At 68.2% G+C, this 23,498-nt stretch carries 26 protein-coding genes; 14 read left to right on the forward strand and 12 right to left on the reverse strand.

Annotation, left to right across the window (positions count from 1 at the left end; translation table 11 throughout):
- Positions 1-49 precede the first annotated feature (49 nt).
- The gene (locus ACWF9G_RS04835) at positions 50-1,195 is read right to left on the reverse strand and encodes an epoxide hydrolase family protein (protein ID WP_452513720.1); all 1,146 of its coding nucleotides are present in this window, start codon (positions 1,193-1,195) and stop codon (positions 50-52) included.
- A gap of 89 nt (positions 1,196-1,284) precedes the next feature.
- On the opposite strand from ACWF9G_RS04835, the gene ACWF9G_RS04840 reads away from it, so the two are divergent.
- The 10 genes from ACWF9G_RS04840 to ACWF9G_RS04885 all read left to right on the forward strand — a co-directional run bounded on the left by ACWF9G_RS04840 (position 1,285) and on the right by ACWF9G_RS04885 (position 9,141).
- Entirely contained in the window at positions 1,285-1,932 is a 648-nt protein-coding gene (locus ACWF9G_RS04840; protein WP_379304266.1) for a TetR/AcrR family transcriptional regulator, read from the forward strand.
- 149 nt (positions 1,933-2,081) lie between these two features.
- Positions 2,082-2,492 (forward strand): VOC family protein, encoded by a 411-nt coding sequence (locus tag ACWF9G_RS04845; RefSeq protein WP_379029497.1) that lies wholly within the window; start codon positions 2,082-2,084, stop codon positions 2,490-2,492.
- A gap of 57 nt (positions 2,493-2,549) precedes the next feature.
- The gene (locus tag ACWF9G_RS04850) at positions 2,550-3,356 is read left to right on the forward strand and encodes an ABC transporter permease (RefSeq protein WP_452513723.1); all 807 of its coding nucleotides are present in this window, start codon (positions 2,550-2,552) and stop codon (positions 3,354-3,356) included.
- Between the two features lie 189 nt (positions 3,357-3,545).
- A complete protein-coding gene (locus ACWF9G_RS04855) occupies positions 3,546-4,298 on the forward strand; it encodes an ABC transporter ATP-binding protein (RefSeq protein WP_452513725.1) in 753 nt (250 codons plus the stop codon).
- A 26-nt stretch (positions 4,299-4,324) separates the two neighbouring features.
- Complete coding sequence (locus ACWF9G_RS04860; protein WP_452513727.1) at positions 4,325-5,320, forward strand: ABC transporter substrate-binding protein; 996 nt, start codon at positions 4,325-4,327, stop codon at positions 5,318-5,320.
- Between the two features lie 156 nt (positions 5,321-5,476).
- Entirely contained in the window at positions 5,477-6,997 is a 1,521-nt protein-coding gene (locus tag ACWF9G_RS04865) for an MFS transporter (RefSeq protein WP_379304276.1), read from the forward strand.
- A 158-nt stretch (positions 6,998-7,155) separates the two neighbouring features.
- Complete coding sequence (locus tag ACWF9G_RS04870; protein WP_452513729.1) at positions 7,156-7,821, forward strand: endonuclease domain-containing protein; 666 nt, start codon at positions 7,156-7,158, stop codon at positions 7,819-7,821.
- A gap of 40 nt (positions 7,822-7,861) precedes the next feature.
- Complete coding sequence (locus ACWF9G_RS04875; RefSeq protein ID WP_379304280.1) at positions 7,862-8,293, forward strand: SRPBCC domain-containing protein; 432 nt, start codon at positions 7,862-7,864, stop codon at positions 8,291-8,293.
- A complete protein-coding gene (locus ACWF9G_RS04880; RefSeq protein ID WP_379304282.1) occupies positions 8,283-8,612 on the forward strand; it encodes an ArsR/SmtB family transcription factor in 330 nt (109 codons plus the stop codon). Before ACWF9G_RS04875 ends, ACWF9G_RS04880 begins: the two co-directional genes overlap by 11 nt.
- 16 nt (positions 8,613-8,628) lie before the next feature.
- Positions 8,629-9,141: an SRPBCC family protein gene (locus tag ACWF9G_RS04885; RefSeq protein ID WP_452513732.1), complete on the forward strand. Its 513-nt coding sequence runs from the start codon at positions 8,629-8,631 to the stop codon at positions 9,139-9,141.
- Here ACWF9G_RS04885 and ACWF9G_RS04890 read toward each other — a convergent pair whose 3' ends face one another.
- From ACWF9G_RS04890 to ACWF9G_RS04940, 11 genes are all read right to left on the reverse strand, one after another.
- On the reverse strand, positions 9,142-9,936 hold the full coding sequence (locus ACWF9G_RS04890) for a thioesterase family protein (protein WP_452513733.1): 795 nt from the start codon (positions 9,934-9,936) through the stop codon (positions 9,142-9,144).
- Between the two features lie 30 nt (positions 9,937-9,966).
- Entirely contained in the window at positions 9,967-10,185 is a 219-nt protein-coding gene (locus tag ACWF9G_RS04895) for a hypothetical protein (RefSeq protein WP_452513735.1), read from the reverse strand.
- Between the two features lie 382 nt (positions 10,186-10,567).
- Positions 10,568-10,783 carry a hypothetical protein gene (locus ACWF9G_RS04900; protein WP_452513737.1) on the reverse strand — a complete coding sequence of 72 codons (216 nt, stop codon included), beginning with the start codon at positions 10,781-10,783 and terminating at the stop codon, positions 10,568-10,570.
- Between the two features lie 123 nt (positions 10,784-10,906).
- Positions 10,907-12,556 (reverse strand): phosphomethylpyrimidine synthase ThiC, encoded by a 1,650-nt coding sequence (gene thiC / locus ACWF9G_RS04905; protein ID WP_452513739.1) that lies wholly within the window; start codon positions 12,554-12,556, stop codon positions 10,907-10,909.
- 195 nt (positions 12,557-12,751) lie between these two features.
- Positions 12,752-15,016: an MMPL family transporter gene (locus tag ACWF9G_RS04910; protein WP_452513741.1), complete on the reverse strand. Its 2,265-nt coding sequence runs from the start codon at positions 15,014-15,016 to the stop codon at positions 12,752-12,754.
- A gap of 138 nt (positions 15,017-15,154) precedes the next feature.
- Entirely contained in the window at positions 15,155-15,346 is a 192-nt protein-coding gene (locus tag ACWF9G_RS04915) for a hypothetical protein (RefSeq protein WP_379304294.1), read from the reverse strand.
- 84 nt (positions 15,347-15,430) lie between these two features.
- Positions 15,431-16,618 carry a fumarylacetoacetase gene (gene fahA, locus ACWF9G_RS04920; protein ID WP_452513743.1) on the reverse strand — a complete coding sequence of 396 codons (1,188 nt, stop codon included), beginning with the start codon at positions 16,616-16,618 and terminating at the stop codon, positions 15,431-15,433.
- Positions 16,615-17,817, reverse strand: coding sequence for a cupin domain-containing protein (locus ACWF9G_RS04925; RefSeq protein WP_452513745.1), 1,203 nt, complete (start codon positions 17,815-17,817; stop codon positions 16,615-16,617). Before ACWF9G_RS04925 ends, fahA begins: the two co-directional genes overlap by 4 nt.
- Positions 17,818-17,891: 74 nt before the next feature.
- A complete protein-coding gene (locus ACWF9G_RS04930; protein WP_379304300.1) occupies positions 17,892-18,707 on the reverse strand; it encodes an exodeoxyribonuclease III in 816 nt (271 codons plus the stop codon).
- 15 nt (positions 18,708-18,722) lie between these two features.
- On the reverse strand, positions 18,723-19,685 hold the full coding sequence (locus tag ACWF9G_RS04935) for an N-acetylglutamate synthase, CG3035 family (protein WP_452513747.1): 963 nt from the start codon (positions 19,683-19,685) through the stop codon (positions 18,723-18,725).
- The gene (locus tag ACWF9G_RS04940; RefSeq protein ID WP_452513749.1) at positions 19,675-20,265 is read right to left on the reverse strand and encodes a peptide deformylase; all 591 of its coding nucleotides are present in this window, start codon (positions 20,263-20,265) and stop codon (positions 19,675-19,677) included. The genes ACWF9G_RS04935 and ACWF9G_RS04940 overlap by 11 nt, the downstream gene beginning before the upstream one ends.
- Before the next feature lie 199 nt (positions 20,266-20,464).
- On the opposite strand from ACWF9G_RS04940, the gene ACWF9G_RS04945 reads away from it, so the two are divergent.
- The 4 genes from ACWF9G_RS04945 to ACWF9G_RS04960 all read left to right on the forward strand — a co-directional run bounded on the left by ACWF9G_RS04945 (position 20,465) and on the right by ACWF9G_RS04960 (position 23,367).
- Complete coding sequence (locus tag ACWF9G_RS04945; RefSeq protein WP_452504981.1) at positions 20,465-20,755, forward strand: DUF3263 domain-containing protein; 291 nt, start codon at positions 20,465-20,467, stop codon at positions 20,753-20,755.
- 42 nt (positions 20,756-20,797) lie between these two features.
- Positions 20,798-21,400 carry a LytR C-terminal domain-containing protein gene (locus ACWF9G_RS04950; RefSeq protein WP_452513751.1) on the forward strand — a complete coding sequence of 201 codons (603 nt, stop codon included), beginning with the start codon at positions 20,798-20,800 and terminating at the stop codon, positions 21,398-21,400.
- Positions 21,401-21,518: 118 nt separating this feature from the next.
- The gene (gene sodC, locus ACWF9G_RS04955; protein ID WP_379304310.1) at positions 21,519-22,214 is read left to right on the forward strand and encodes a superoxide dismutase[Cu-Zn]; all 696 of its coding nucleotides are present in this window, start codon (positions 21,519-21,521) and stop codon (positions 22,212-22,214) included.
- Positions 22,215-22,224: 10 nt separating this feature from the next.
- Positions 22,225-23,367, forward strand: a complete 1,143-nt coding sequence (locus tag ACWF9G_RS04960) for a glutamate--cysteine ligase (RefSeq protein ID WP_379304312.1) — start codon at positions 22,225-22,227, stop codon at positions 23,365-23,367.
- Positions 23,368-23,498: the final 131 nt, after the last annotated feature.

Here is a 23,498-nt window from a genome sequence, read left to right on the forward strand (position 1 = left end):
CGACCCACGCACCGATGAGGGGAGCGTGGGCCGCGGCACCGAAGCCGAATCAGGCGAGGCCGGCGAAGAACCGGCGGATATCGCCGACAAGCACCTCGGGCGCCTCGTGCGCGGCATAGTGCCCGGCCGCGTCGTTCGCGCCGCCGGATGCCGCGGCGGTGTCGTAGGAATTCCAGCTCACGATGTTGCTATGGTCGCGCTCGGCGAACCGGCGGATCGACTGGAAATCGCCGGCGAACATCGCCAGCCCGGTCGGCACGACGGTCGGCTCGGCCGGGTGCTCGGTGGCGTGCGCGTCCTCGTAGTAGAACCGCAGCGAGGAACCCGCGGTCCCGGTGAGCCAGTACAGCGCCACATTCGCGACGATGAACTGCGCGTCGAGCGATTCGCCGAACAGCTGGGAGTTCCAGCCGAGCAGGCCGATCGGGGAGTCGGCGAGGGCGTAGGCCAGGGTCTGCGGCTGCTGGCTGTGCAGGGTGTTGAAGGCCATCTTGTTCTCGTGGAACCACTGAAGGTGCTGCAGCGCGGCCATATCCGCCTCCGAGAGACCCTCGAACTCCGCCGGGTCGCCGGACGGGAACGAGAACAGCTGGGTGACGTGCACGCCGACCACCTTCTCCGGCGCGATCCGGCCGAGCTCGGGCGAGACCATCGAGCCGCCGTCGTTGCCGATGGCGCCGTAGCGCTCGTAGCCGAGGCGCGCCATCAACTCCGCCCAGGCGCGGGCGGTGCGGTAACGGTTCCAGCCGGTGCTGCGGGTCGGGCCGGAGAACCCGAAGCCGGGCAGCGACGGGATGACCAGGTGGAAGGCGGGATCCTCGGCCGATTCCGGCTCGGTGAGCGGCGCGATGACGTCGACGTATTCCAGGATCGAGCCGGGCCAGCCGTGGGTCAGGATCACCGGCGTCGCGTCCGGGCGCGAGGAGCGGATGTGCAGGAAGTGGATGTCCTCGCCCTCGATCTCGGTGGTGAACTGCGGGTACGCGTTCAGCTCGGATTCCAGTGCGCGCCAGTCGAACTGCTCGAGCCAGTACTGGGCGAGGCTGCGGACGCGCTCGGCCGGGACGCCGTAGGAATCGCCGACGCCGGGCAGCTCGTCCGGGTACAGCGCGCCGCGCAGGCGGGCGGCGAGGTCGTCGAGACGGGCCTGGGGGACATCGATGCGGAAGGGGGTGATGGTGGCCGTGGTGGTCATGACGACTCCTTCTATTGAAACGGAATGTTTCGTTCTGTTCCAAATGTAGCAGAACGGATCATTCCGTTTCAAGTGGTAGGCTGATATTCATGCCGAAGCAGACCGAAGCCGCAGCTCAGCCCCGCTTACCCGGCCGCAAGGCGCAAGCCGCGCGCAACGACGGGCTGATCCTCGACGCCGCCCGCGCCGTGTTCCTCGACGATCCGAGCGCGCCGATCGCGGCCGTCGCGGAGCGGGCCGGCGTCGGGATCAGCGCGCTCTACCGGCGTTATCCGAGCAAGGAGGTGCTGCTGCGCACGCTGTGTCACGAGGGGCTGCGCCGGTTCAATGCCGAAGCCGATGCCGCACTGGAGGATTCGGACGGCTGGCGCGGATTCGTCGGGTTCCTGGAACGGGTGGTCGATGCCGACGTGCACTCGCTGACGGTGAAGCTCGCCGGCACATTCACCCCCGACGAGTCGATGCTGCCCGACGTGACCCATTCGGGCGAGGCGGCCACGGAGCTGGTGCGCCGGGCCCACGCGAGTGGACGGCTGCGGGCCGATTTCGACGCGCAGGACGTCGGACTGCTGCTGGAAGCCTGCGCCGCCGTCACGATGCCCGATCCGGTGCGGACCTCCGAGCTGCGGCAGCGGGTGCTGGCCCTGCTGATCGACGGCATGACGGCCGAGGGTGACTTGCCAGGCCCACCCCCAGCCGTCGGCGAGTACGCCTGGCGCTGGGAACGCAGGCCGTGAGCAGTCCGTTCGGCCCGCCGAACTGCCGCTGCCCACAAGCTGGACTCGACGGCGCTGCCGCCGGAATCGGTGAGCGGGTCGTTCGGCCGCGACGAGGCGGGGCTGGTGGCAGACTTGGCGCGACCATCCGACACCGCAGGAGGCACGTCGTGAACTGGACCCTGGAAGTGGTGATCGTCCCGGTGTCCGATATCGATCGGGCCAAGGATTTCTACGCGAATCAGCTCGGCTTCGTCGTCGACCACGACACCGTGATCTCCGACGACGTGCGTATCGTGCAACTCACCCCGCCCGGCTCCGGCTGCTCGATCGTCATCGGCAAGGGCGCGGTACCCGAGATGCCGCCCGGCTCGCTGAAGGGGTTGCAGCTGGTGGTGCCCGATATCGAGCAGGCGCACGCCGAATTGGTGGCGCGCGGCGTCGAGGTCACCGACGTGCAGTCGCTCGGGCAGAACCCGTCGCCGACACCGCATCCGCTCGACAATGTCGGCTTCGTCTTCTTCAGCGATCCCGACGGCAACGGCTGGGCCGTCCAGCAGATCTCCAGCCGGGCCGGGTAATCCTCGAGCTGATTCGAACCCTGTCGGGGGACCTGTCCGGGCGGGCACCATGCACGAATGCTGTTGGCGAGCCCCATCGAAACCGACGAGCGACGGATTCCGCTGTACCGTCGCCCTGGCTTCCTGCGCGCGCTCTCGCCGATCGTGCTGCTGCTCGTCTGGCAGATCGGCAGCACCAGCGGCTGGATCCCGGCCAAGAAGCTGCCCGCGCCGTCGGTCGTCTTCGACGCGGGACTGGAGACCTTCCGATCCGGCCAGCTCGGTGAAGCGCTGCTGGTCTCCGGCCAGCGCGCCCTGTACGGCTTCGCGCTCGGCGCGGTGCTCGCGCTGGTGCTCGGAGTCCTGGCCGGGCTGAGCAAGCTCGGCGAATACGCGGTCGACCCGCCGCTGCAGATGATCCGCACCATCCCGCTGTTCGGCCTGATCCCGCTGTTCATCATCTGGTTCGGCATCGGTGAGGAACCGAAGGTCTATCTGATCGCGCTCGGCGTGTTCTTCCCGCTGTACCTCAACACCTTCGCCGGCATCCGCCAGCTCGATCCCACACTGCTCGAGCTCGGCAGCGCCCTGCAACTGGGCCTCGGTGAGCGGCTGCGGCTGCTGATCCTGCCCGGCGCGCTGCCGCAGATCCTGGTCGGTGTCCGGCAGAGTCTCGGCATCGCCTGGCTCTCGCTCATCGTGGCCGAACAGATCAACGCCAGTGCGGGTCTCGGCTTCGTCGTCAACAACGCCCGTGAATTCCTGCGCACCGACATCGTCGTGTTCGGCCTGGTGATCTACAGCCTGCTCGGCCTGCTCACCGACTCCATCGTGCGTCTCCTCGAACGCCGCGCCCTGCGCTGGCGCCCGGCGGTGCACCGTTGATGTCTGTCTTCGTCGCCTCAGCCAACCCGGGGACCTACTCCGTCCTGGTTGTCGGCCGACCCCGCCACAAGCCGCCGTTCGATCGCGAGGATCTCGTCATGACCCCGCCACCGCCGATCTCCGGACCCACCCTGTCCCGGCTATCGGCAGGCCTGCCACCCGCCGCCGCTCGACCGTGAGGATCCCGTCATGACCGCCGCTACCGTCACATCCCTTTCCGCGAGACCCGCCGTCAGCCCAACCGCCGCGCGAATCGCCGGTCTGGGCAAGCGATTCGGTAGCCGCACAGTGCTCGACGGCATCGATCTCGAGATCGGTGCGGGCGAGATCGTCGCGCTGGTCGGGCGCAGCGGATCGGGCAAGTCCACCTTGTTGCGGATCATCGGCGGGCTCGATACCGCCAGTCGCGGTGAGGTTTCCGTCGACGGCAGGCCGACAATCGTGTTCCAGGAACCCCGGCTCATTCCGTGGCAGCCGGTGGTACGCAATGTCGCCCTCGGCAGGCCCAAGCCGCGCAATCGCCGCGCCGGCGAGCAGGCCGCCCGCGACCTGCTCGCCGAGGTCGGCCTCGCCGGTCGCGCGGACGCGTGGCCGCTGACGCTGTCCGGTGGTGAGGCGCAACGCGCGGCACTGGCACGCGCGCTGGTGGCCGAGCCGACGCTGCTGCTGCTCGACGAGCCCTTCGGCGCCCTGGACGCGCTGACCCGCCTGACCATGCACGAACTGCTGCTCGGCCTGCACGCCCAGCGCGCGTTCGGCGTGCTGCTGGTGACCCACGATGTGCTCGAGGCGATCACCCTGGCCGACCGCGTCCTCGTCCTGGACGAGGGGCGAATCGCCGCCGACGTGCCCATCGACCTGCCGCGTCCGCGCACCGCGGGCGCCCCGGAAATCGCCGACTACGCCACGCGGCTGCTCACGCTGCTCGGCGTCACCCACTGACCATCCCCAGCGCGAAAGTTGTTCCTGTGAAACGCACTCCGAAGACCCGCCTGGCCGGGCTCGCCCTCGCCGTCGTCGCCGCGCTCTCGCTGAGCGCCTGCGGTGACGACGCGGCAACCGACGCGGTGGCATCGGGGCCCGTCGATCTGAGCACCGTGACGCTGAAAGTCGGGGACCAGAAGGCGATCTCGATCGAGGTGCTGCTCAAGGCATCGGGCCAGCTGGAGAACCTGCCCTACAAGATCGAGTTCTCCACCTTCACCGCGGGCCTGCCACTGGTCGAGGCGGCCAGCGCCGGTGGCATCGACATCGCCCAGACCGGCAACACCCCGGTCATCTTCGGGGCGGCGTCCAACGCCGACATCAAGATCGTCGGTGCGCTCTCGGCCACCGGCAAGGGTGACGCGATCCTGGTCGGCAAGGACTCCTCGATCAGCTCCGTCGCTGCGCTGAAGGGCAAGAAGGTCGCCGTCTACAAGGGCAGCTCGGCCAACGCCAATCTGCTGTTGCAGCTGCAGAAGTCGGGCCTGTCGCTCGGCGATGTCGAGCCGGTCTACCTGGCTCCCGCCGACGGCTACACCGCGCTCACCCGCGGTGACGTCGACGCCTGGGCGACCTGGGACCCCTACACCGCCATCGCCGAGAAGGAGATCGGCGCGAAGTCGATCGCCACCGCCGACCAGGCCGCCAACGGCTTCAACTTCTGGGTCGCGGGCAACAAGGCCGTCGGCGACGCGGGCAAGTCCGCCGCCATCGCCGACTTCTTCCAGCGCTACGCCGCCGCCACCAAGTGGTCGTCGGACAATCTCGACACCTGGTCGACCAAGTACGCCGAACTCACCCAGATCAGCGTCGACGCCTCCCGCACCACCTGGACCCGCTCGATCAAGGAACCGATCAAGCTCACCGACCAGGTGATCGCCTCCGAACAGGAGATCGCCGACGCCTTCACCAAGGCCAAGGCCATCCCGGGCAAGGTCGACTTCGAGTCCTTCGTCGACACCAGATTCGACAAGGCCTAGTACCTTCTCGCTCCCACGGCCGGTCCGGTGCTTCGTCACCGCACCGGCCGTCGGTCATGCCGGACCTGCCGCAGCCATTACCGGGAGGGCCCGGTCGCACTCGGTAGCTTGTCGACAACGGACGTCGACGGCCTCGCGGCCGGTGAGGTGGCCAGCGTGAGCGACACACAGGAGAAGACCTACGGTGCCATCCGGTGGGTGATGCTCGGTGTGCTGTGCGCCAGCCTGTTGCTGGTCGCGATGGATGCCACGATTCTCAATATCGCGCTGCCCTCGCTCATCGACGACCTCCAGGTCGGTCCGCTCGAGCAGCTGTGGATCATCGACATCTACGGCCTGGTGCTCGGCGGTCTGCTCATCACCACGGGCGCGCTCGGTGACCGGGTGGGCCGAAAGCTGTTGTTCATTGTCGGTTTCGTGCTGTTCGGCATCGCCTCGGTGATCGCGGCGACCGCCGGGAGCGCGGCCCAGCTGATCGGCGGCCGCGTGCTGCTCGGCATCGGTGGCGCGATGGTGATGCCGTCGACCCTCTCGCTGATCCGCAATATCTTCACCGATGTGCGCGAGCGCACCATGGCCATCGGGATCTGGGCGGCGGTGGCAGGCGTCGGCGCCACGGTGGGGCCGATCGTCGGCGGGTTTCTGGTCGAGCACTTCGGGTGGTCGTCGGCGTTCTGGCTGAATGTGCCGGTGGTGCTGGTGACGGTGGTGGTCGGGCTGTGGGTGCTGCCGGAATATCGTGCGCCGCAGGCGGGCGGCCTCGACTGGTTCGCCGCGGCGCTCTCGATCGCGGGCATCGTGTGCCTGGCCTGGGGGATCAAGCATCTCGCGAAAGGTGAAGCGAGCGTTGTCGACTGGGCGATCCTGCTGGTCGGTATCGGCGCGCTGGCGTGGTTCACCCGGCGTCAGCTCACCGCCACCGACCCGCTGCTGGACGTGCGGTTGTTCCGCAACGGCGCGTTCACCGCGGCCGCCGTCGCGACCCTGCTGGCCATGATGGCCATCGGCGCGGCGATGTTCCTGATCTCGCTGTGGTTGCAGTACGTCCACGGCTACAGCCCGTCGCAGGCCGGCATCCGGATGCTGCCCGCCGCCCTCACCCTGCTCACCGCCTCGCTGCTGACCCCGATGCTGATGGAGAAGTTCGGTGTCCGCACCGTTCTCGGGGTCGGCCTCGGCGCGGTGTCGCTGGGCTTCCTGTTGTTGGCGGTGAGCCCAGAACCCACGACCTACCCGGTGGTCGCGCTGGTCCTGGTGTCGTTCGGGCTCGGCGACGGTATGGCGGTGACCGCGGCCGCGGCTGTCCTCGTCGGCGCCGTGCCCGCCGATCGCGCGGGCCAGGCGGGGGCGGTCGAGGAGACCAACTACGAGGTCGGTGTGGGTTTCGGTGTCGCGCTGCTCGGCAGTCTGCACGCCAGGATCTTCAGCCAGCACATGGCCAACCTGCCGGTTCCCGCCGACAAGGTGGACCAGGCGAGCGGCTCGGTGGGCGGTGCGGCCGAGGTGGCGACGGAGCTCCCCGAACCAGCCCGCACCCAGCTGGTAGCCGCCGCGAGCCACGCCTTCGACACCGCCCTCACCACCACCGCCTACCTCTCCGCCGCGGTGGTGGGGATCGTCACCGTCGTCACGGTCTGGCTGGTGCCCAGAGGCTTTCGCGTCACCGGTGGCCACTGATTCCGGCGTGACCGTGCAATCCGCCGCCGCTCAGTCAGAAAATTGACTCCCGAGCGTCGTTTTGCACGCTTACGCCGGTTGATCCACAGGCCGCAAACTATCCACAGGGCCCACCTTTTGCGGGGGTTCCCCACCCGCCGGGCACGCAGAATTCCCCCATGGACAGAGTCGTCACCCGGGCGCAGTTGGCCGCGGAGGGTGTTGCTTCGAGCACGATCGGTGACCGGTGCAGGCGAAGTGTCTATCTCAGGTTGCTGCCGGGGGTCTTCTGCGTGGGTGAGCCGACGGCGTTCGCGCGATGTGCCGCGATCATCGAATGGCTGCCCGACGCGTGCCTCAGTCACCGAACCGCGGCGTGGTTGCGGGCGATGCTGCCCGAGCCGGAGTTGTTCGAAGCGACCGTGCCCTCTTCGCGTTACCGCAAGACGCCGCCGTGGCTACGCTTGTATCGACGCGACCTGCCCGAAGACGCGGTCGACCACACTGCCGAGCTGCCGATGACAACAGCGGCGCACACGGTGCTCGACTGCCTGACCGTCCTGCCTGCAGCACAAGCTGACCGCCTGATCGATGACCAACTGCTCCGCACGGTCGATCCGCACGAGTTGTCGAGCCTGTGCGATACCGGTCGGCACGGCGTGGTGGCGCTGCGAAAACAGCTGCGGCAGGCGGCGCTACGGCCGATGTCGGAGCCGGAGCGGTTGTTCGCCCGCGCACTCGCCCGCCGGAACCTGCACCTGCTGGCGAACGAGCCTGTCGGTCCGTTCTTCGGCGACTTCGTCGATGTCCGGAACACCCTTGACGCAACCAGTAAGTTGCAATAACCTAGGTTGCAACCAATCGGTTGCAATAGATGGAGGCGTCATGGGATTCCCTGATCAGATCGTGCGGACAGTCGAGCTCGCGCATCCGCCCGCCACGGTGTGGGCGGCGATCACCACCGCCGAAGGGCTGGCGAGCTGGTTCGGCAATACCGCGGAGATCGACCTGCGGCCCGGTGGGGATATGCGGATGACCTGGAACGAGGGGTTCGCGGCGGATATGCGGGTGGAGCGGGTCGAGGAGCCGACCGTGTTCGGCTACACCTGGCCGATCAACGGCCTGCCCGACGACGATCCGCGGCGCACCTATGTCGAGTTCACCCTCGAGCCGGTCGGGGCGGGCACCCGGCTGACCGTCGTCGAGACCGGGTTCGCCCAGCTGCCCGACGACCTCCACAAGGAGGCGTTCGAGGGCAATGTCGGTGGCTGGAAGAGCGAGCTGGGTGAGCTCGTCGAGTACCTCGATGCGGCCTGAGCTGGAGGCCACCGCCGAACGGGTCTTCGTCGCGCTGGCCGATCCGAGCAGGCGGTCCGTGCTGGCCGCACTTGCCGCACATGGACCGTCCACCGCGACCGACCTCGCCGATCGCCTGCCCATCACGCGTCAGGCGATCGCGAAACACCTTGCCCTGCTGACTGATGCGGGCTTGGTGATCCCGGAACCGGGCGAGCGGCGTCGCGTGCGCTATCGCCTCGACTCCGCGCCGATGCAAGTGGCACAACAATTCCTGGCTGCCCTCTCGCGCGACTGGGACGGCCCCCTCGACGCGCTCCGCCGACATCTGGACGGCTGAGCCGGAAGGAAAAGCAATGAGCGACAACGATTTCACCGCCACTATCACCGTGGGCAAGTCACCCGACGAGGTGTTCGCTGCCATCAACAATGTCTGGGGCTGGTGGTCGGAGACCATCGAGGGCACCAGCGGTTCCGTCGGCGACAGCTACCTCTTCGAGGTGCCCGGCATCCATCGCTGCACGATGACGACCACCGAATCCATCCCCGGCCGCCGCCTGGTCTGGCACGTGAGCGACTCGCACCTCACGTTCGTCGAGGACACCACCGAATGGGAGGACACCGACGTCGTCTTCGACATCACCGAAACCGCGGACGGCACCCAAGTCCGTTTCACCCATGAGGGTTTGGTGCCGGCGGGTGAATGCTACGAGGTGTGCTCCAACGCGTGGGGCGCCTACATCACGACGAGCCTGCGCGGCCTTCTCACCACCGGGGAGGGTGACCCGTTCCGGCGCACCAGCACCGGCGAGTCGGAGCTGCGCAAGCACGGCAATACCGACCTCGTGAACCTGGACGCGCTGCGCTGATCAGCCGCGCGGCGCGATGAGCAGTGTCTGGGTGCTGCGGCCGATCGGCCCGGTCTCGTCGAACAACGCGGACTCGGCGAGGCCGATGCCGTGCGGCTGCGGATGGGTCACCGCGTCCAGGCACACCCATTCGCCGACCGGCTGCCGGTGCAGGGTGACGGTCAGGTCGGTATTGATGAACAGGTACTTCGACCAGTCGAGCACCGAACTCACCCCGTTGCCCGAGTCGGCGGCGGCCAGCGTCCGCTCGAGGGGACTCGGGGTGGTGCCCGCGACGATCGGATACTTCAACCGGATCCAGCAGATCGCGGGCCCCGGCCGTCCGAAAGAGCCGGAGGCGAAACGGTATTCGATACCGGTGTGGAAACCGATCCGCTGATCGGAGGGGAACACCTCGGGTTCCGTCGCCGTCGGCAGCGGACGTGTACCACTGGGCAGGAACTCGACCGGCAAATCGAGCGCAGGCTCACTGAGCTTGAGCCGCCACGCATTGGCCTGCATCACCGGCCCACGCTCCGACGACAACGTCGCCTGGATCAGCTCCACGCTCCGCCCCGACCGCACCACCTCGGCGGTCGCCGTCAACGGCGCCAGCGGCACGGGCCCGAGGATCTCCACCGCGACCCGCCCGACCTGGAACCCCGCCCGCGGCGCACACCGCTCGATCACATGTCCGAGCAGCGCCGAGGGCGGCCCCGCGTGCTGCGCGTCCGGCGACCACGGCCCACGAGTGAGCTCGGTCGACTCGAACCGGTTCTGATCCGCCGGGTCGGGGCGATAGAAGGCTTCGGCCATATCGCCGACGCTACCGCAGGGGACGCCCGGCTACTGCCCGCCTCCGGCGGAGCCGCTGGTCAGAGCGGTGAGGAGGTCGAGGAGGGGGCGGATAGGGCAGGGGTTGATGTCGGTCGACGTGCAGCCGAGGGATGCGGAGCCGGAGTCCGCGATGGGGGCGCCCGCCTGGGCAGTGCCGAGCGGAGCGGCGAGGGACAGGGCGGCGGCCACGGCGGCACCGGCGACGAAGCGTTTCGTGCGAGCTTGCATGTCAGCACCCTACTGACCGGGGCGTGTGGGGAAAGCCCCCGAAATCCTGGGCTCGCTCAGTGCCCCGCCTCGTGGGCGAGGGTGGCGGCCTGCACCCGATTGGTCAGGCCGAGTCGTGGCAGGATGCCGCTGGCGTGCGGTTACGCCGAAACCACCTTGAGCTGGGAGAGGACCCCGTTCGGGTCGCTGAGATAGCGATATCCCTCCACCGGGGGTGAAGCGGTGGTCCGACTCGATGACCACCTCGACGACTACGTCACGCGCGGTCGGCCGGTCCGGATCGCCCAGCGTGTCCAGCAGCACCGTGGTGAGAACGGCGCCAGCCAACCCGGGATCCGTACGCCCGTGACCGAAGAACATCTGTGGACGGAGCCGAATGGTGTCATCGAACGAGCGCACCTCGATCTGCGCGGACGAGTAGCGGTTCGGTTGTGCTGCCACGTCCTCGATCTTCCCAGATCGAGACCGGGACGAGGTCGGTCAGGACGACGGGGTCACGTCGACGAACCAGGTCGAGCCGGTGTCGATACAGCGCGCCGAAATACAGACCGGCCTCGTTCACACCGTCGAGCAGGCAGTCGCGGTCCAGCAGATTCATGCCGACGGTGCCGTAGGACCCGCGCCAGGAATAGCCGGGGGCGTCAGGGGCGGGACAATGCTAGCCCCGGAAACAGTTGGGACCGGCGCGGCAGAGCCGTGCCGGTCCCGGGGATCTGTCGGGTCAGACGACCGGCAGGTACACCTGGCTGCCGTGGTCGGCGAACTCGGCCGACTTCTCGGCCATGCCCGCTTCGATGGCGGCGACGTCGGTGAGCCCCTGCTTCTCGGCGTATTCGCGCACGTCGGCGGAGATGCGCATGGAGCAGAACTTGGGACCGCACATGGAGCAGAAGTGGGCGGTCTTGGCGGGTTCGGCGGGCAGGGTCTCGTCGTGGTATTCGCGGGCGGTGTCCGGGTCGAGCGAAAGCGCGAACTGGTCGTGCCAGCGGAATTCGAAACGCGCCTTGGACAATTCGTTGTCGCGGTCCTGGGCGTGCGGGTGGCCCTTGGCGAGGTCGGCGGCGTGGGCGGCGATCTTGTAGGTGATCACGCCGACCTTGACGTCGTCGCGGTTGGGCAGGCCCAGGTGTTCCTTGGGGGTGACATAGCAGAGCATCGCGGTGCCCGCCTGGGCGATGATCGCGGCGCCGATGGCCGAGGTGATGTGGTCGTAGGCGGGTGCGATATCGGTGGCGAGCGGGCCCAGGGTGTAGAACGGCGCCTCTTCGCAGAGCTCTTCCTCCAGGCGAACGTTCTCGACGATCTTGTGCATCGGCACGTGGCCGGGGCCCTCGATCATCACCTGCACGCCATAGGATTTCGCGATCTTGGTGAGCTCACCGAGGGTGCGCAGTTCGGCGAACTGGGCCTCGTCGTTGGCGTCGGCGATCGAGCCGGGACGCAGGCCGTCGCCAAGCGAGAAGGTGACGTCGTACTCGGCGAGGATCTCGCAGAGCTCACGGAAGTGCGTGTACAGGAACGATTCCTGGTGATGGGCCAGACACCACGCGGCCATGATCGAACCACCGCGCGAGACGATGCCGGTGACGCGCTTGGCGGTCAGCGGGATGTAGCGCAGCAGCACGCCCGCGTGCACGGTCATGTAGTCCACACCCTGCTCGCACTGCTCGATCACGGTGTCGCGGTACATCTCCCAGGTGAGCTTGGTCGGATCACCGTTCACCTTCTCCAGCGCCTGGTAGATCGGCACGGTGCCGATCGGGACGGGGGAGTTGCGCAGGATCCACTCGCGGGTCTCGTGGATGTTCTTGCCGGTCGACAGGTCCATGATGGTGTCGGCGCCCCAGCGCGAGGCCCACACCATCTTCTCGACCTCTTCGGCGATCGACGACGACACCGCCGAGTTGCCGATATTCGCGTTGATCTTGACCAGGAACTTCTTGCCGATGATGGTCGGCTCCAGCTCCGGGTGCTTGTGGTTGGCCGGGATCACCGCGCGACCGGCGGCGACCTCGTCACGCACCAGCTCCGGCGAGACGCCCTCGCGAGCGGCGATGAAGCGCATTTCCGAGGTGATGATGCCCTGGCGCGCCCAGGCGAGCTGGGTGGGCGGCCCGTCGACGCCTGGCTTGTCCCACTCGTCGCGCAGCTTCGGCAGACCGGCCTCGAGGTCGATCACCGCGTTGTCGTCGGTGTACGGGCCGGAGGTGTCGAAGACGTCGAAATGGTCGCCGTTGGTGAGGTTGATCCGGCGCACCGGAATGCGCAGGCCGTCGACCTCCTGGTAGTGCTTGACGCTGCCCTGGATCGGCCCGGTGGTGACGGTGTCGACCGGAGCGGTGCTCCCGTTCGAAGGCGTGGCTGTGCCCATGATGTTCCTCCCTACGCCGGCATTACCCGGTCAGGTTCATACGGTCGACGGCCCTGAGCGCCCTGTGCGAATGGGCTAGCCGTCCTCTCAGCCCGCTGGTGCGAGCCCCCGTTGGCGTGTGAAATTTTTCGAGGCCGACCATACCTGCCGTGGTTCGCGACCCGCCCGGGAAGTCCGGGGCGGGCCGCGAACAGCTCAGACCGAGACCGGTGCCGGCACGGGCTGCTCGACCTTGCCGGTCTCCGGCTCGTCCGCTTCGTGCAGCCCGAACCTGTTGTGCAGCTTGACCAGTGGCTTGGGCGACCACCAGTTCCAGGTGCCCATCATCCGCATCAGCGCGGGCGCGAGCAGCCCGCGGATGACGGTGGCGTCGCTGATCACGGCCAGCGCGCAGCCGAGGCCGAACAGCTTCATCATCGACACGCCGGAGGTCGCCACGCCGAGGAACACGATGCTCATCAGCAGCGCGGCGGCGGTGAAGATGCGGCCGGTGCGGGCCACGCCCATGGCGACGGCCTCGGTATTGCCCTCGGTGGTCTTGGGCCCGGCCAGCCATTCCTCGCGGATCCGGGAGAGCAGGAACACCTCGTAGTCCATGGAGGCGCCGAAGGCCAGGCTGAACATGAGGATGGGCATGGCCAGGTTGAGCGTGCCGGTGGAGGTGAAGCCGAGCAGCCCCGACAGGTTCCCCTCCTGGAAGATCCACACCATCGCGCCGAACGTCGCGGCCAGCGACAGGATGTTCAGCGCCAGCGCCTTCACCGGCAGCACCACACTGCCGGTGAACAGGAACAGCAGCACCAGCGTGGTGATCGCGATCAGCGCGCCCGCCAGCGGGAGCTTGCCGGTGATCGCGGTGACCGAGTCCTGATTGAGGGCGGCCGGGCCGGTGACCAGCGCATCGGACGGAGCCGGGACGGCGCGCATCGCGTCGAGCTGGGTGCGGCCCGCCTCGGAGTACGGGTCGAGCGTGGTCGCGACCGACAGGTACGCGCCCGCCGACGGGTCCGACATCTCCGGCACGCCGGCGGCCACCCGCAAACCGTTGCGGTAGACGGCGGAGCTGCTGAGCACGGCAGGCACATCGGGCACCGTGGACAGCTCGCGGGCGTAGGCGTCCAGGTCGGCGGGGGTGCCCCGGAACTCGGGCAGCACGATGGTCGCGCTCGACGCCATGTCGGCGTCGAACTCGGTGCGCAGCACGTCACCGACCTCGCGACTGGCCACGCCGGTGGGCAGCGAGCGGTCGTCGGGGTAGCCGAACTGGACCCCGAGGAACGGCGAGCCGAGCAGCAGCAGGAACGCGGTGGTCGCCAGCGCGATCGGCAGCGGCCGCTTCATCACGGCGGTGACCAGGCGGTACCAGAACGTCTGCTGCGGCTGCTTCTCCGCGCGCGGCGCCAGCCGGAACAGCTTGCGCAGCGGTGTGCGCAGATCGATCGCATCGATCCGGTGTCCGACCAGGATGAGCAGCGCGGGCAGCACGATCACGGCCGCGGCGGTGGCGGCCGCGACGACCGCGATGCCCGCGTAGGCGAACGACTTGAAGAAGTACTGCGGGAACACCAGCAGCGCCGACAGCGACAGCGCGACGACCAGCGCCGAGTAGACCACCGTCCGGCCCGCGGTGCGGATCGACCGGATCACCGCGTCGGTGGGGGTGGCGCCGGCGGTCAGTTCCTCGCGATACCGGCTGACGATGAACAGGCTGTAGTCGATCGCCAGCGCGAGGCCGAGCGCTGTAGTCATGTTCAGCGCGAAGATCGACACATCGGTGACCGCGGTCAGCACCCGCAGGATGCCCAGCGCCGCCGCGATCGCGAACAGGCCGATCGCGATGGGCAGCGCCGCGGCCACGACACTGCCGAACACCAGCGCCAGCAGCAGACCGGTCACCGGGATGGCGACGGCCTCGGCGATCACCAGATCCTTGCTGATCTGGGTGTTGATATCGGAGAACGACGCGGCGAGACCGCCCGCCTCGATCGTCACCGGGCCGCCCGCGACCCGCACTTGTTCGCTGAGCTCGGCCGCGCGCAGCGGCAGCTCCGCGTCGTCGCCCTCGATGGTGGCCAGGATGAGCGCTCGCTTGCCGTCCTTGCTGCGCAGGGCCTGCTTCAGATCGGGGCGCGAGGTCCAGTACGACTGCACACCGCTGACGATCTCGGGATCTTTCCGCAGCTGGGCGATCGCGGTATCGGCGGCGGCGCGCGCCGCGGGCGAATCGGCGCCGTCCTCGGCGGTCACGAGCAGGACGTAGTTCGGCTCTGAGCCGGGGAAGTGCTCGCTCAGGTACTGGCTCGCCTGCACCGAATCAAGATCCTCGGTGACGAATCCGCCCGATTTCATATGCGAGTGCACGGTGGCGCCGATCGCGCCACACAGGATCATCAGCAACAGTGCGACCGTGACCACCAGTCGTGGTCGGCCCACGGCGGCGCGGGCGATTCTCGTCAACATCGTCGGGGGGCTCTCTGCTAGGGATCGTCGAAAGTCACCGTATCCCGCAATGAATTTTGCCCGATACCACCCCAAGGTGGAGGATGGACCACTACCATCTCCGCCCCTGGGCGGTTGCCGAGTGGATTCCGCTGCTCGCTACGGCGTGGACGAACCGCCGAACAGGGCCTGCCGCAGCAGGGCGAAGACGTCCGAGATCTGCTCCGAGGAACTGGGTGCGCAGGGCACGGGATAGGGACCGCATGTTGCCGCTGCCGCCGGCGCCGCCAACGGCAGCTGAACGAGGCCGATGAGGGCGAGACCTGCCACGGCGGTGATGGTGGATTTCATGGATGTACCTCCGGATGCGTTGTTCGGACGCGGTCACGGTATCGATAGGTGCGGTGGCCGCGGCAGACCCGAGTTCCGGTGGCATCAAGTGTTGCGGGCGGGCAGGATTCGTCCACTGACGTGGCCGAGGCCGATGCGGCGGCCCGCCGTGCCGGGGGCGGTGGCGGTGATCGTCACCTCGTCACCGTCGGCCAGGAAGGTACGGGATTCGCCGCGCACGGTGACGGGTTGCGTTCCGCCCCAGGACAGTTCGATGAACGAACCGCGCTGGGTGGGTTCGGGTCCGGAGATGGTGCCGGAGGCGTAGAGATCGCCGGGGCGGATCGAGGCCCCGTTGGCGGTGAGGTGGGCGAGCATCTGCGCGGGGGACCAGTACATGCGCGAATAGGGCGGGTGCGCAACGACTTCGCCGTTCCAGCTGACGGTCAGATTGATGTCGAGGCCGTGGTCTTCGGTGCCGCGCAGGTAGGGGAGTGGTTCCGGCGACTGCGCGGGCAGGGGAATCCGGGCGTCGGCCAGCGCGGCGAGCGGGGTGATCCAGGCGGAGATCGAGGTGCTGAACGACTTGCCGAGGAACGGGCCGAGCGGCTGGTACTCCCAGGCCTGGATGTCGCGGGCCGACCAGTCGTTGACCAGGGCGACACCGAAGACGTGCTCGGCGAACTCGTCGACACCCACCGGAACACCGAGCGGCGAGCCGGTGCCGACCACGAAACCCAGCTCGGCTTCGATATCGAGCCGTTGCGACGGCCCGAATTCCGGTGCGCCGGAATCGGTGCGGCGCTGTCCCCGGGGCCGGATCACCGGCGTCTCCGACACGACGACCGTCCCCGCGCGGCCGTGATATCCCACGGGCAGATGCCGCCAATTAGGCAGCAGCGGTTCACTATCCGGCCGGAAGAGTCTGCCCAGGTTCGTGGCGTGGTCGATGCTGGCGTAGAAGTCGACGTAGTCGCCGATCCGTACCGGCAGCGCCAGGTCGACCGCGTCGACGGGATGTAGCGCGTCGACCGGCAGTTCGGTCTCGGCGAGCTCGCGCAAGCGGTCACGCACCGTGCGCCAGCGGGCGGGCCCGGCGGCGAGGAAGGCATTGAGATCCGGTCGGGCGAAGATCGGATCACCGAGCAGCACAACCAGATCCAGCACGGTATTGCCCAGTCTGACCCCGACCCGGAACTCACCTTCCGGCGGCGCGAAGACCCCGTACGGCATGTTCTCCGGCCCGAACAGCGAGTCCGGGTGCACGTCGACGCGCAGCAGCCGGGCGCTCATCGCAGCCCCGGCCCTCGCCCGGACCAGGTCCAGGCATACGCGGGATCCTCGCAGGCCAGCGCGCCCTCCCCGAGTTGCAGCGGCCGGAAGGTATCGACCATCACCGCCAGCTCGTCGAAGAATTCCGCGCCGATACTGCGCTCGTAGGCGCCCGGCTGCGGGCCGTGCGCATAGCCGCCCGGATGCACCGACACCGAACCCTGGGTGATCCCGGAACCCCTGCGCGCCTCGTAGTTTCCGCCGCAATAGAACATGATCTCGTCGGAATCCACATTGGAGTGGTAGTACGGCACCGGAATCGACAGCGGGTGGTAGTCCACCTTGCGCGGCACGAAATTGCAGACGACGAAGTTGATGCCCTCGAACGCCTGATGCGCCGGCGGCGGCTGATGGACCCGGCCGGTGATCGGTTCGAAGTCGGCGATATCGAAGGTGTACGGGTACAGGCAGCCGTCCCAGCCGACCACATCGAACGGGTGCGTGGCATAGGTCAGCCTGGTGCCGACCACTTCGGTTCCAGGCCGGTGCTTGACCAGCACCTCCACCTCGGTGCCCTCGGCGAGCAGTGGTTCGGACGGGCCGTGCAGGTCCCGCTCGCAGTACGGCGAATTCTCCAGCAGCTGACCGAATTTCGAGAGATACCGCTTGGGCGGCGTGATGTGGCTCGACGCCTCGATCACATACGCGCGCAACGGTTCCTCACCCGTCGGCAGCCAGCGATGGGTGGTCGCGCGCGGCATGATCACCTGATCGCCTTGCTTGACCGGCACAGCGCCGAACACGCTCTCCACTACGGCCGCACCGGATTCCACATACACCAGCTCGTCGCCGATGGCATTGCGGTACAGCGGGGACGCCCCCTTGGCGACCACATACGAGATCCGCACATCGGCATTGCCGAGCAGCAGCCTGCGGCCGGTCACCGGGTCGGTCGTGGCGGGCGTATCACCGGGGAAGAGATCGGGAAGACGCAGGTGCCGATGGTGCAGTGGATGATTCGGCGTCAGTGACTGATCGGGCAGTTCCCACACGGTCGCATCGACGATCGCGGGTGGCAGGCCACGGTGGTAGAGCAGCGAGGAGTCACCGGAGAACCCCTCCTCGCCCATCAGCTCCTCGTAATAGAGGTTGCCGCGCTCGTCCCGATGCTGCGTATGCCGCTTCGGTGGCACCGCGCCGATCTGCCGATAAAACGCCACAAGCACACCTCCCGCTACGTCGCAGGCCGGATGGTCCTGTCATCCACGGTACCGCTCACGGCGCGGGAGCCGGGTCAGTCGGTGAACTCCGCGATGACCGGGGCGTGGTCGCTGGCGCCCTTGCCCTTGCGCTCGTCCCGGTCGACCGAGGCGTCCTTGACCGTGTCGGCGAGGGCGGGGGAGGCGAGGATGAAGTCGATGCGCATGCCCTCCTTGCGGGGGAAACGCAGCTGGGTGTAGTCCCAGTAGGTGTAGACGCCGGGTCCCGGGGCGAACGGGCGCATCACATCGCGGAAGCCGGTGTCGAGCATGCTCTGGAACGCGGCGCGCTCTGGCTCCGAGGTGTGGGTCTTGCCTTCGAAGAACTCCGGCGACCACACGTCGTCGTCGGTCGGCGCGATATTCCAGTCGCCGACCAGGGCGATCTTCGCCGCCGGATCGTCGGCCAGCCAGCCGGTCGCCTGCTCACGCAAGGTCGACAGCCAGTTCAGTTTGTAGGCGTAGTGCGGGTCGGCGAGCGCGCGGCCGTTGGGCACGTACAGGCTCCACACCCGCACTCCGCCGCAGGTCGCGCCGATCGCCCTCGCCTCAACCACCGGCGACTCGATCAGCGAGTCGCCCGCGTTCTTGTCGAAACCGGGCTGGTGCGGGAACGCTACCTCGACGTCGGTGAGGCCGACCCTGGACACGATGGCGACACCGTTCCACTGATTGAGCCCGACGTGGGCGACCTCGTAGCCCGCCGCGTCGAACTGCTCGTAGGGGAACTGGTCGTCGCGGCACTTGGTTTCCTGGATCGCCAGCACGTCGATGTCGTTGCGGTCGAGGAAGGCGGTCACCCGATCGACGCGGGAGCGGACCGAGTTGACGTTCCAGGTGGCGAGACGCACTGTCGCGTTCCTTTCCTACGTGGCGCTGGGCGGCGCGGCGTAGCGGTAGCTGTGGTGTTCGAGGAAGCCGAGCTCGCGGTAGAGCGCGAGTCCGGCAGAATTACCCATTTCGACCTGCACGTAAGCGTGGGTGGCACCGTGCTCGGCGCCCCAGCGGATCAGTTCGGCGCACAGCAGCGCGGCGAGTCCGTTGCGGCGGTGCGCGGTCGCGACGGCGACACAGGTCATGCCGACCCAGCGCCTGCCGTCGGGTGCGGTGGTCACCGCGCCGCGGCCGATGGCCAGCGGCTCCGGCATGCCGAGCGAGGCGAAGCCGAGCACGCCGTCGAGGACCGAGGTGAGCACGGTCCGGTCCGGTGCGCGCACGGCGGGATCGAGCGGGATCTCGCCGCGGTAGCGGTGCACCGCCAGCCAGCCGTCGTCGGGTTCGGCGGCGATCCGCACCATCGACGGGCCTTGCGGCAGGACGAAATTCGCGATGTCGAGACCGAGGACGACGGTCTCGCTCCAGGTGTTCCACCCCGGCGGAACCGGGGCCAGCCGATCGGGCAGCTGCAACAGCAGCGGCAGCCCGTTGGCGGTGTACCAGTCCGCGATCCGGTGCATGGTGTCGATCGACAGCACCGCCGGAATGCCGGATTCACCGAGCGGCACAGCGGAATTCGCGCGCCCGGTGTAGCCGTTGCCTGCGCGGACGAGCCAGCCGTCGATCCACAGGTGACTGTTGCCTGGCCACGCCGCGGCCGCGGCGGTCTCCAGCGACCGGATCTCCTTGGTGCGAATCGGCCTGGGCCCCAGGGCTTTCAGCGCGACGACCCGATCGGCCGCGACGGAGACCAGCTCACCCTCGGCGGTGCGTACCGACGGCGGATTCAGCGACACCAGTTCGCCGATCACGTCGGTGAGCGGCTGTGGATAGCCCTCCGGCAGCTGGTACCGCATCACCACGCGGCGGCCGAGGGGGATCTCAGTCGTCATGACCGAACGGGTCGGGCACCGTGCCGGGGATCCAGCTCAGACCCGGTGTGCCCCAGCCGTTGCGCTTGATGGCCTTCTTCGCCGCGCGGGCGTTGCGGCCGATCAGCACGTCGACGTAGAGGAAGCCGTCGAGATGGCCCACCTCGTGCTGGAGCATCCTGGCGAAGAAGCCGGTGCCCTCGATGTCGACCGGCTCGCCCTTCTCGTCGGTGCCGGTGACCCTGGCCCAGTCGGCGCGACCGGTCGGGAACTGCTCGCCCGGCACGGACAGGCAGCCCTCTTCGTCGTCGTCGGGATCGGGCATGGTCTCCGGGATCGCGGAGGTCTCCAGTACCGGGTTGATCACCACGCCCTTGCGGCGGATCGGCTGGCCCGCCGCGTCGAAGTCGGGGCAGTCGTAGACGAACAGCCGCTTGCCGACGCCGACCTGGTTGGCCGCCAGGCCGACACCCTTGGATTCCTCCAGGGTGTCGTACATGTCCGCGATCAGGTCGGCCAGCTCGGCCGGCGTCTCCGTCACCGGTGCGGTGGGGTTGTGGAGGACGGGGTCACCGACGATCACGATCGGGAGAATTGCCATGGCCGCCATTATCGCCGTTCGCGCGGCTCGCCGAGCGGCGACCCCTGTGGCTTGCGCCACCACGCGAAGCGCGCACACCCCTACTGGCCCGTAGTCAACACGCCGGGACATCGCTCGGACGATCCGGCCGCTACATGGTTGAATGATCCGCGACGTGCAAGCGTCATTTTCATCTCGTGATACTCGGCGAGGGAGCAAGATGGACGGCGCAGCGGCTCGCAACATCATCGACGAAGGCAGTGGTCTGAGTCGCCGTGAGCTCGACATCCTCGATTTCGAACGCAAATGGTGGAAGTACGCCGGCGCCAAGGAAGACGCGATCCGCGAACTGTTCTCCATGTCGGCGACCAGGTATTACCAGGTCCTCAACGCCGTCGTCGACAAGGAAGAAGCGCTGGCGGCCGACCCGATGCTGGTCAAGCGTCTGCGCAGGCTGCGGGCGAGCAGGCAGAAAGCGCGTGCAGCGCGCCGACTCGGTTTCCAGGTCTGACATGAGGGCCACAAAGCCGTCGTTGCGACTAGGGTTGCGCGGGTGAGCAACCCTACTCCCACCCCCGGCGGCCCACCGCTGCGCGCGCTGGCGATGGTGTTGATCGCGCTGGCCATCGTCTTCGCCGGTCTGGGTGCGATGTCGTTGTCGAACTCCGGTGCCGAGGTATCCGATTCGGCCGAGCAGACCGAGACGACGACCTCCAGCGTGGTCGCGCAGGCGCCCGCGACCACGGCCGCCGCGACGACCACCAGTGCGACCGCCGCCCCGACCACGACGGCTGTCGCGCCGACGACCACCACGGCACCCACCACCACGGCACCAACCACCACGGCACCCACCACAACGGCGCCCGCCGCGCCCGCGGCCACCGTCGATCAGAGTGTGCCGGTCCGGGTGCTGAACAACAGCCTGGTCGCCGGTCTGGCCGCCCGGACCGCGAGCGAACTGACCTCGGCGGGCTGGAGCAATGTCAGCACCGGCAACTACAACGGCGAGAACCTGACCACCACGACGGTGTTCTACGGCAGCGGCGCGGGTGACAAGGCCGCGGCCACCGAGATCGCCGCGGAGATCGGCGGAACGGTCGCGGCGAAGTCCGGTGACACCTCGCCGGGCGTCGTGGTCGTGCTGACCGGTCGCTGAACGAGGCACGGCACGCGGTGCCGGGGGCTGTGCCTGCGCTGTGGCATCATCTTGAGCGGTACAGCCCTGTCCACCCAGCTTTACTCGTTAAACTCGGTACTCGTAAAGGAGTTCCCTGATGGCCACGTCGACAACTCGTCGCCCGTCCTGGCGCATTGTGACCCCGGTGCTGGCGGTTGCCGTGTTCGGTCTCACTGCTTGCACCAACAGCCAAGAGTCGAGTGACGTCAAGGGAACCACGCCGCCGGTGTGGACCAGCTCGCCCGCGCCCGCGGGTACCGGCGATGCGCACGGCGGCGGCCACGCCGCGCCGACCACCGCCGACAGCCACGGCGGCGGAGATCACGGCGCCCCGGCGGCCGGTGGTCTGAAGGCCGACCTGAAGAACAGCTCCGGCGCGAACGTCGGCACCGCGACCATCGTCGCCGAGGGCAACCACCTGGTCGTCACCGTCGAGGCGCAGGGCCTGACCCCCGGCTTCCACGGCCTGCACTTCCACCAGAACGGCACCTGTGAGGGTGACTTCGCCTCCGCGGGCGGTCATCTTCAGGTCGGCGCGGCCAACGCGCACCCGGCCAGCGGCGATCTGACCTCGCTGCAGGTCAACGCCGACGGCACCGCGAAGCTGGTCACCCGGACCGACACGGTCACCCTGGACAACGTCAAGGGCAAGGCCCTGATCGTGCACTCCGGCGCCGACAACTTCGGCAACATCCCGACCCGGTACTCCCGCGAGGGTGGCACCGGTCCCGACGAGACCACGCTGTCCACGGGTGACGCTGGAACCCGGGTCGCCTGCGGCGTGGTCGGTTAGCGAGACGCACATGGCCGGGGCAATCCAGTCGGTACCGTTCCCTGGTTCGCCCCGGCCGACCATCGGCATCGAGTGGGAGATCGCGCTCGTCGACAAGGTGACGCGTGATCTGTCCAACACCGCTTCGGCGGTGTTCGACGCCGTCGGCGATCTGCGCGCCTATGACGGCACGCCGCAGGTCACCAAGGAATTGCTGCGCAACACGGTCGAATTGGTGACCGGCGTGCACGACACGGTCGGCGGCGCGGTCGACGATCTGCGCGGCACCATGGACGCGGTGCGCCGCGCGGCCGATCCACTCGGTGTCGACCTGTTCTGCGCGGGTACCCATCCGTTCGCGCAGTGGTCGGCCCAGCAGCTCACCCGCTCACCGCATTACGACGAGCTGATCGAGCGTACCCAGTGGTGGGGCCGCCAGATGCTGATCTGGGGCGTGCACGTGCACGTGGGAGTCTCGCACCGGGACAAGGTCTTTCCGATCCTGAACTCGCTGCTGCTGTCGTATCCGCATCTGCTCGCGCTCTCGGCGTCCTCGCCGATGTGGTCCGGCGACGACACCGGCTACGCCAGCAATCGCGCGCTGATGTTCCAGCAGCTGCCGACCGCCGGTCTGCCGTTCCAGTTCGAGAACTGGCCGCAGTTCGAGGGTTTCGTGCACGACCAGCTCAAAACCGGTGTGTTCGAACAGCTCGGCGGTATGCACTGGGACATCCGGCCCGCGCCCAAGTGGGGCACGATCGAGATCCGGGTCTGCGACGGGCTGTCCAGCCGGGCCGAGCTGGCCTCGGTGGCCGCGCTGATCCACTGCCTGGTAGTCGATCTGGAGCGCAGGCTCGACGCGGGCGAGGACCTGCCGACGCTGCCGCCGTGGCATGTGCAGGAGAACAAGTGGCGGGCCGCGCGGTACGGGCTCGACGCGATCGTGATCGTCGACGACGCCAGTAATGAGCGTTTGGTCACAGACGATCTGATGGATCTGCTGAACAAATTGGAGCCGACCGCGAAGCGGCTCGGCTGCGCCGACGAGCTGGCCGCCGTCGCCGACATTCCCCGCCACGGTGCCTCCTACCAGCGGCAACGTCGCGTCGCCGCGCAATCGCAGGGTGATCTTGTCGCGGTCGTCGATTCGCTGGTGCGCGAGCTGGATCAGTAGCGTTCAGCTTCTCGGCGGGGTGGTGTTAACCCGCCGTTTACGATGTCGGAATGCTTGTCGAACATCCGCGTGGCGCTGCGGGGGGTGCCGTCCTCTGGAACCGTCTCCGTGAGCCACGCACACTCGCCGTC

This window comes from Nocardia sp. NPDC055029 (assembly GCF_053608525.1).

Coding starts and splice junctions, on each gene's coding strand:
- ACWF9G_RS04835 (WP_452513720.1), bottom strand. CDS start 1,195: ATGACCACCACGGCCACCATCACCCCCTTCCGCATCGATGTCCCCCAG.
- ACWF9G_RS04840 (WP_379304266.1), top strand. CDS start 1,285: ATGCCGAAGCAGACCGAAGCCGCAGCTCAGCCCCGCTTACCCGGCCGC.
- ACWF9G_RS04850 (WP_452513723.1), top strand. CDS start 2,550: ATGCTGTTGGCGAGCCCCATCGAAACCGACGAGCGACGGATTCCGCTG.
- ACWF9G_RS04855 (WP_452513725.1), top strand. CDS start 3,546: ATGACCGCCGCTACCGTCACATCCCTTTCCGCGAGACCCGCCGTCAGC.
- ACWF9G_RS04870 (WP_452513729.1), top strand. CDS start 7,156: ATGGACAGAGTCGTCACCCGGGCGCAGTTGGCCGCGGAGGGTGTTGCT.
- ACWF9G_RS04875 (WP_379304280.1), top strand. CDS start 7,862: ATGGGATTCCCTGATCAGATCGTGCGGACAGTCGAGCTCGCGCATCCG.
- ACWF9G_RS04880 (WP_379304282.1), top strand. CDS start 8,283: ATGCGGCCTGAGCTGGAGGCCACCGCCGAACGGGTCTTCGTCGCGCTG.
- ACWF9G_RS04885 (WP_452513732.1), top strand. CDS start 8,629: ATGAGCGACAACGATTTCACCGCCACTATCACCGTGGGCAAGTCACCC.
- ACWF9G_RS04890 (WP_452513733.1), bottom strand. CDS start 9,936: ATGGCCGAAGCCTTCTATCGCCCCGACCCGGCGGATCAGAACCGGTTC.
- ACWF9G_RS04895 (WP_452513735.1), bottom strand. CDS start 10,185: ATGCAAGCTCGCACGAAACGCTTCGTCGCCGGTGCCGCCGTGGCCGCC.
- ACWF9G_RS04900 (WP_452513737.1), bottom strand. CDS start 10,783: ATGAATCTGCTGGACCGCGACTGCCTGCTCGACGGTGTGAACGAGGCC.
- thiC (WP_452513739.1), bottom strand. CDS start 12,556: ATGGGCACAGCCACGCCTTCGAACGGGAGCACCGCTCCGGTCGACACC.
- ACWF9G_RS04910 (WP_452513741.1), bottom strand. CDS start 15,016: ATGTTGACGAGAATCGCCCGCGCCGCCGTGGGCCGACCACGACTGGTG.
- ACWF9G_RS04915 (WP_379304294.1), bottom strand. CDS start 15,346: ATGAAATCCACCATCACCGCCGTGGCAGGTCTCGCCCTCATCGGCCTC.
- fahA (WP_452513743.1), bottom strand. CDS start 16,618: ATGAGCGCCCGGCTGCTGCGCGTCGACGTGCACCCGGACTCGCTGTTC.
- ACWF9G_RS04935 (WP_452513747.1), bottom strand. CDS start 19,685: ATGACGACTGAGATCCCCCTCGGCCGCCGCGTGGTGATGCGGTACCAG.
- ACWF9G_RS04940 (WP_452513749.1), bottom strand. CDS start 20,265: ATGGCAATTCTCCCGATCGTGATCGTCGGTGACCCCGTCCTCCACAAC.
- ACWF9G_RS04945 (WP_452504981.1), top strand. CDS start 20,465: ATGGACGGCGCAGCGGCTCGCAACATCATCGACGAAGGCAGTGGTCTG.
- sodC (WP_379304310.1), top strand. CDS start 21,519: ATGGCCACGTCGACAACTCGTCGCCCGTCCTGGCGCATTGTGACCCCG.
- ACWF9G_RS04960 (WP_379304312.1), top strand. CDS start 22,225: ATGGCCGGGGCAATCCAGTCGGTACCGTTCCCTGGTTCGCCCCGGCCG.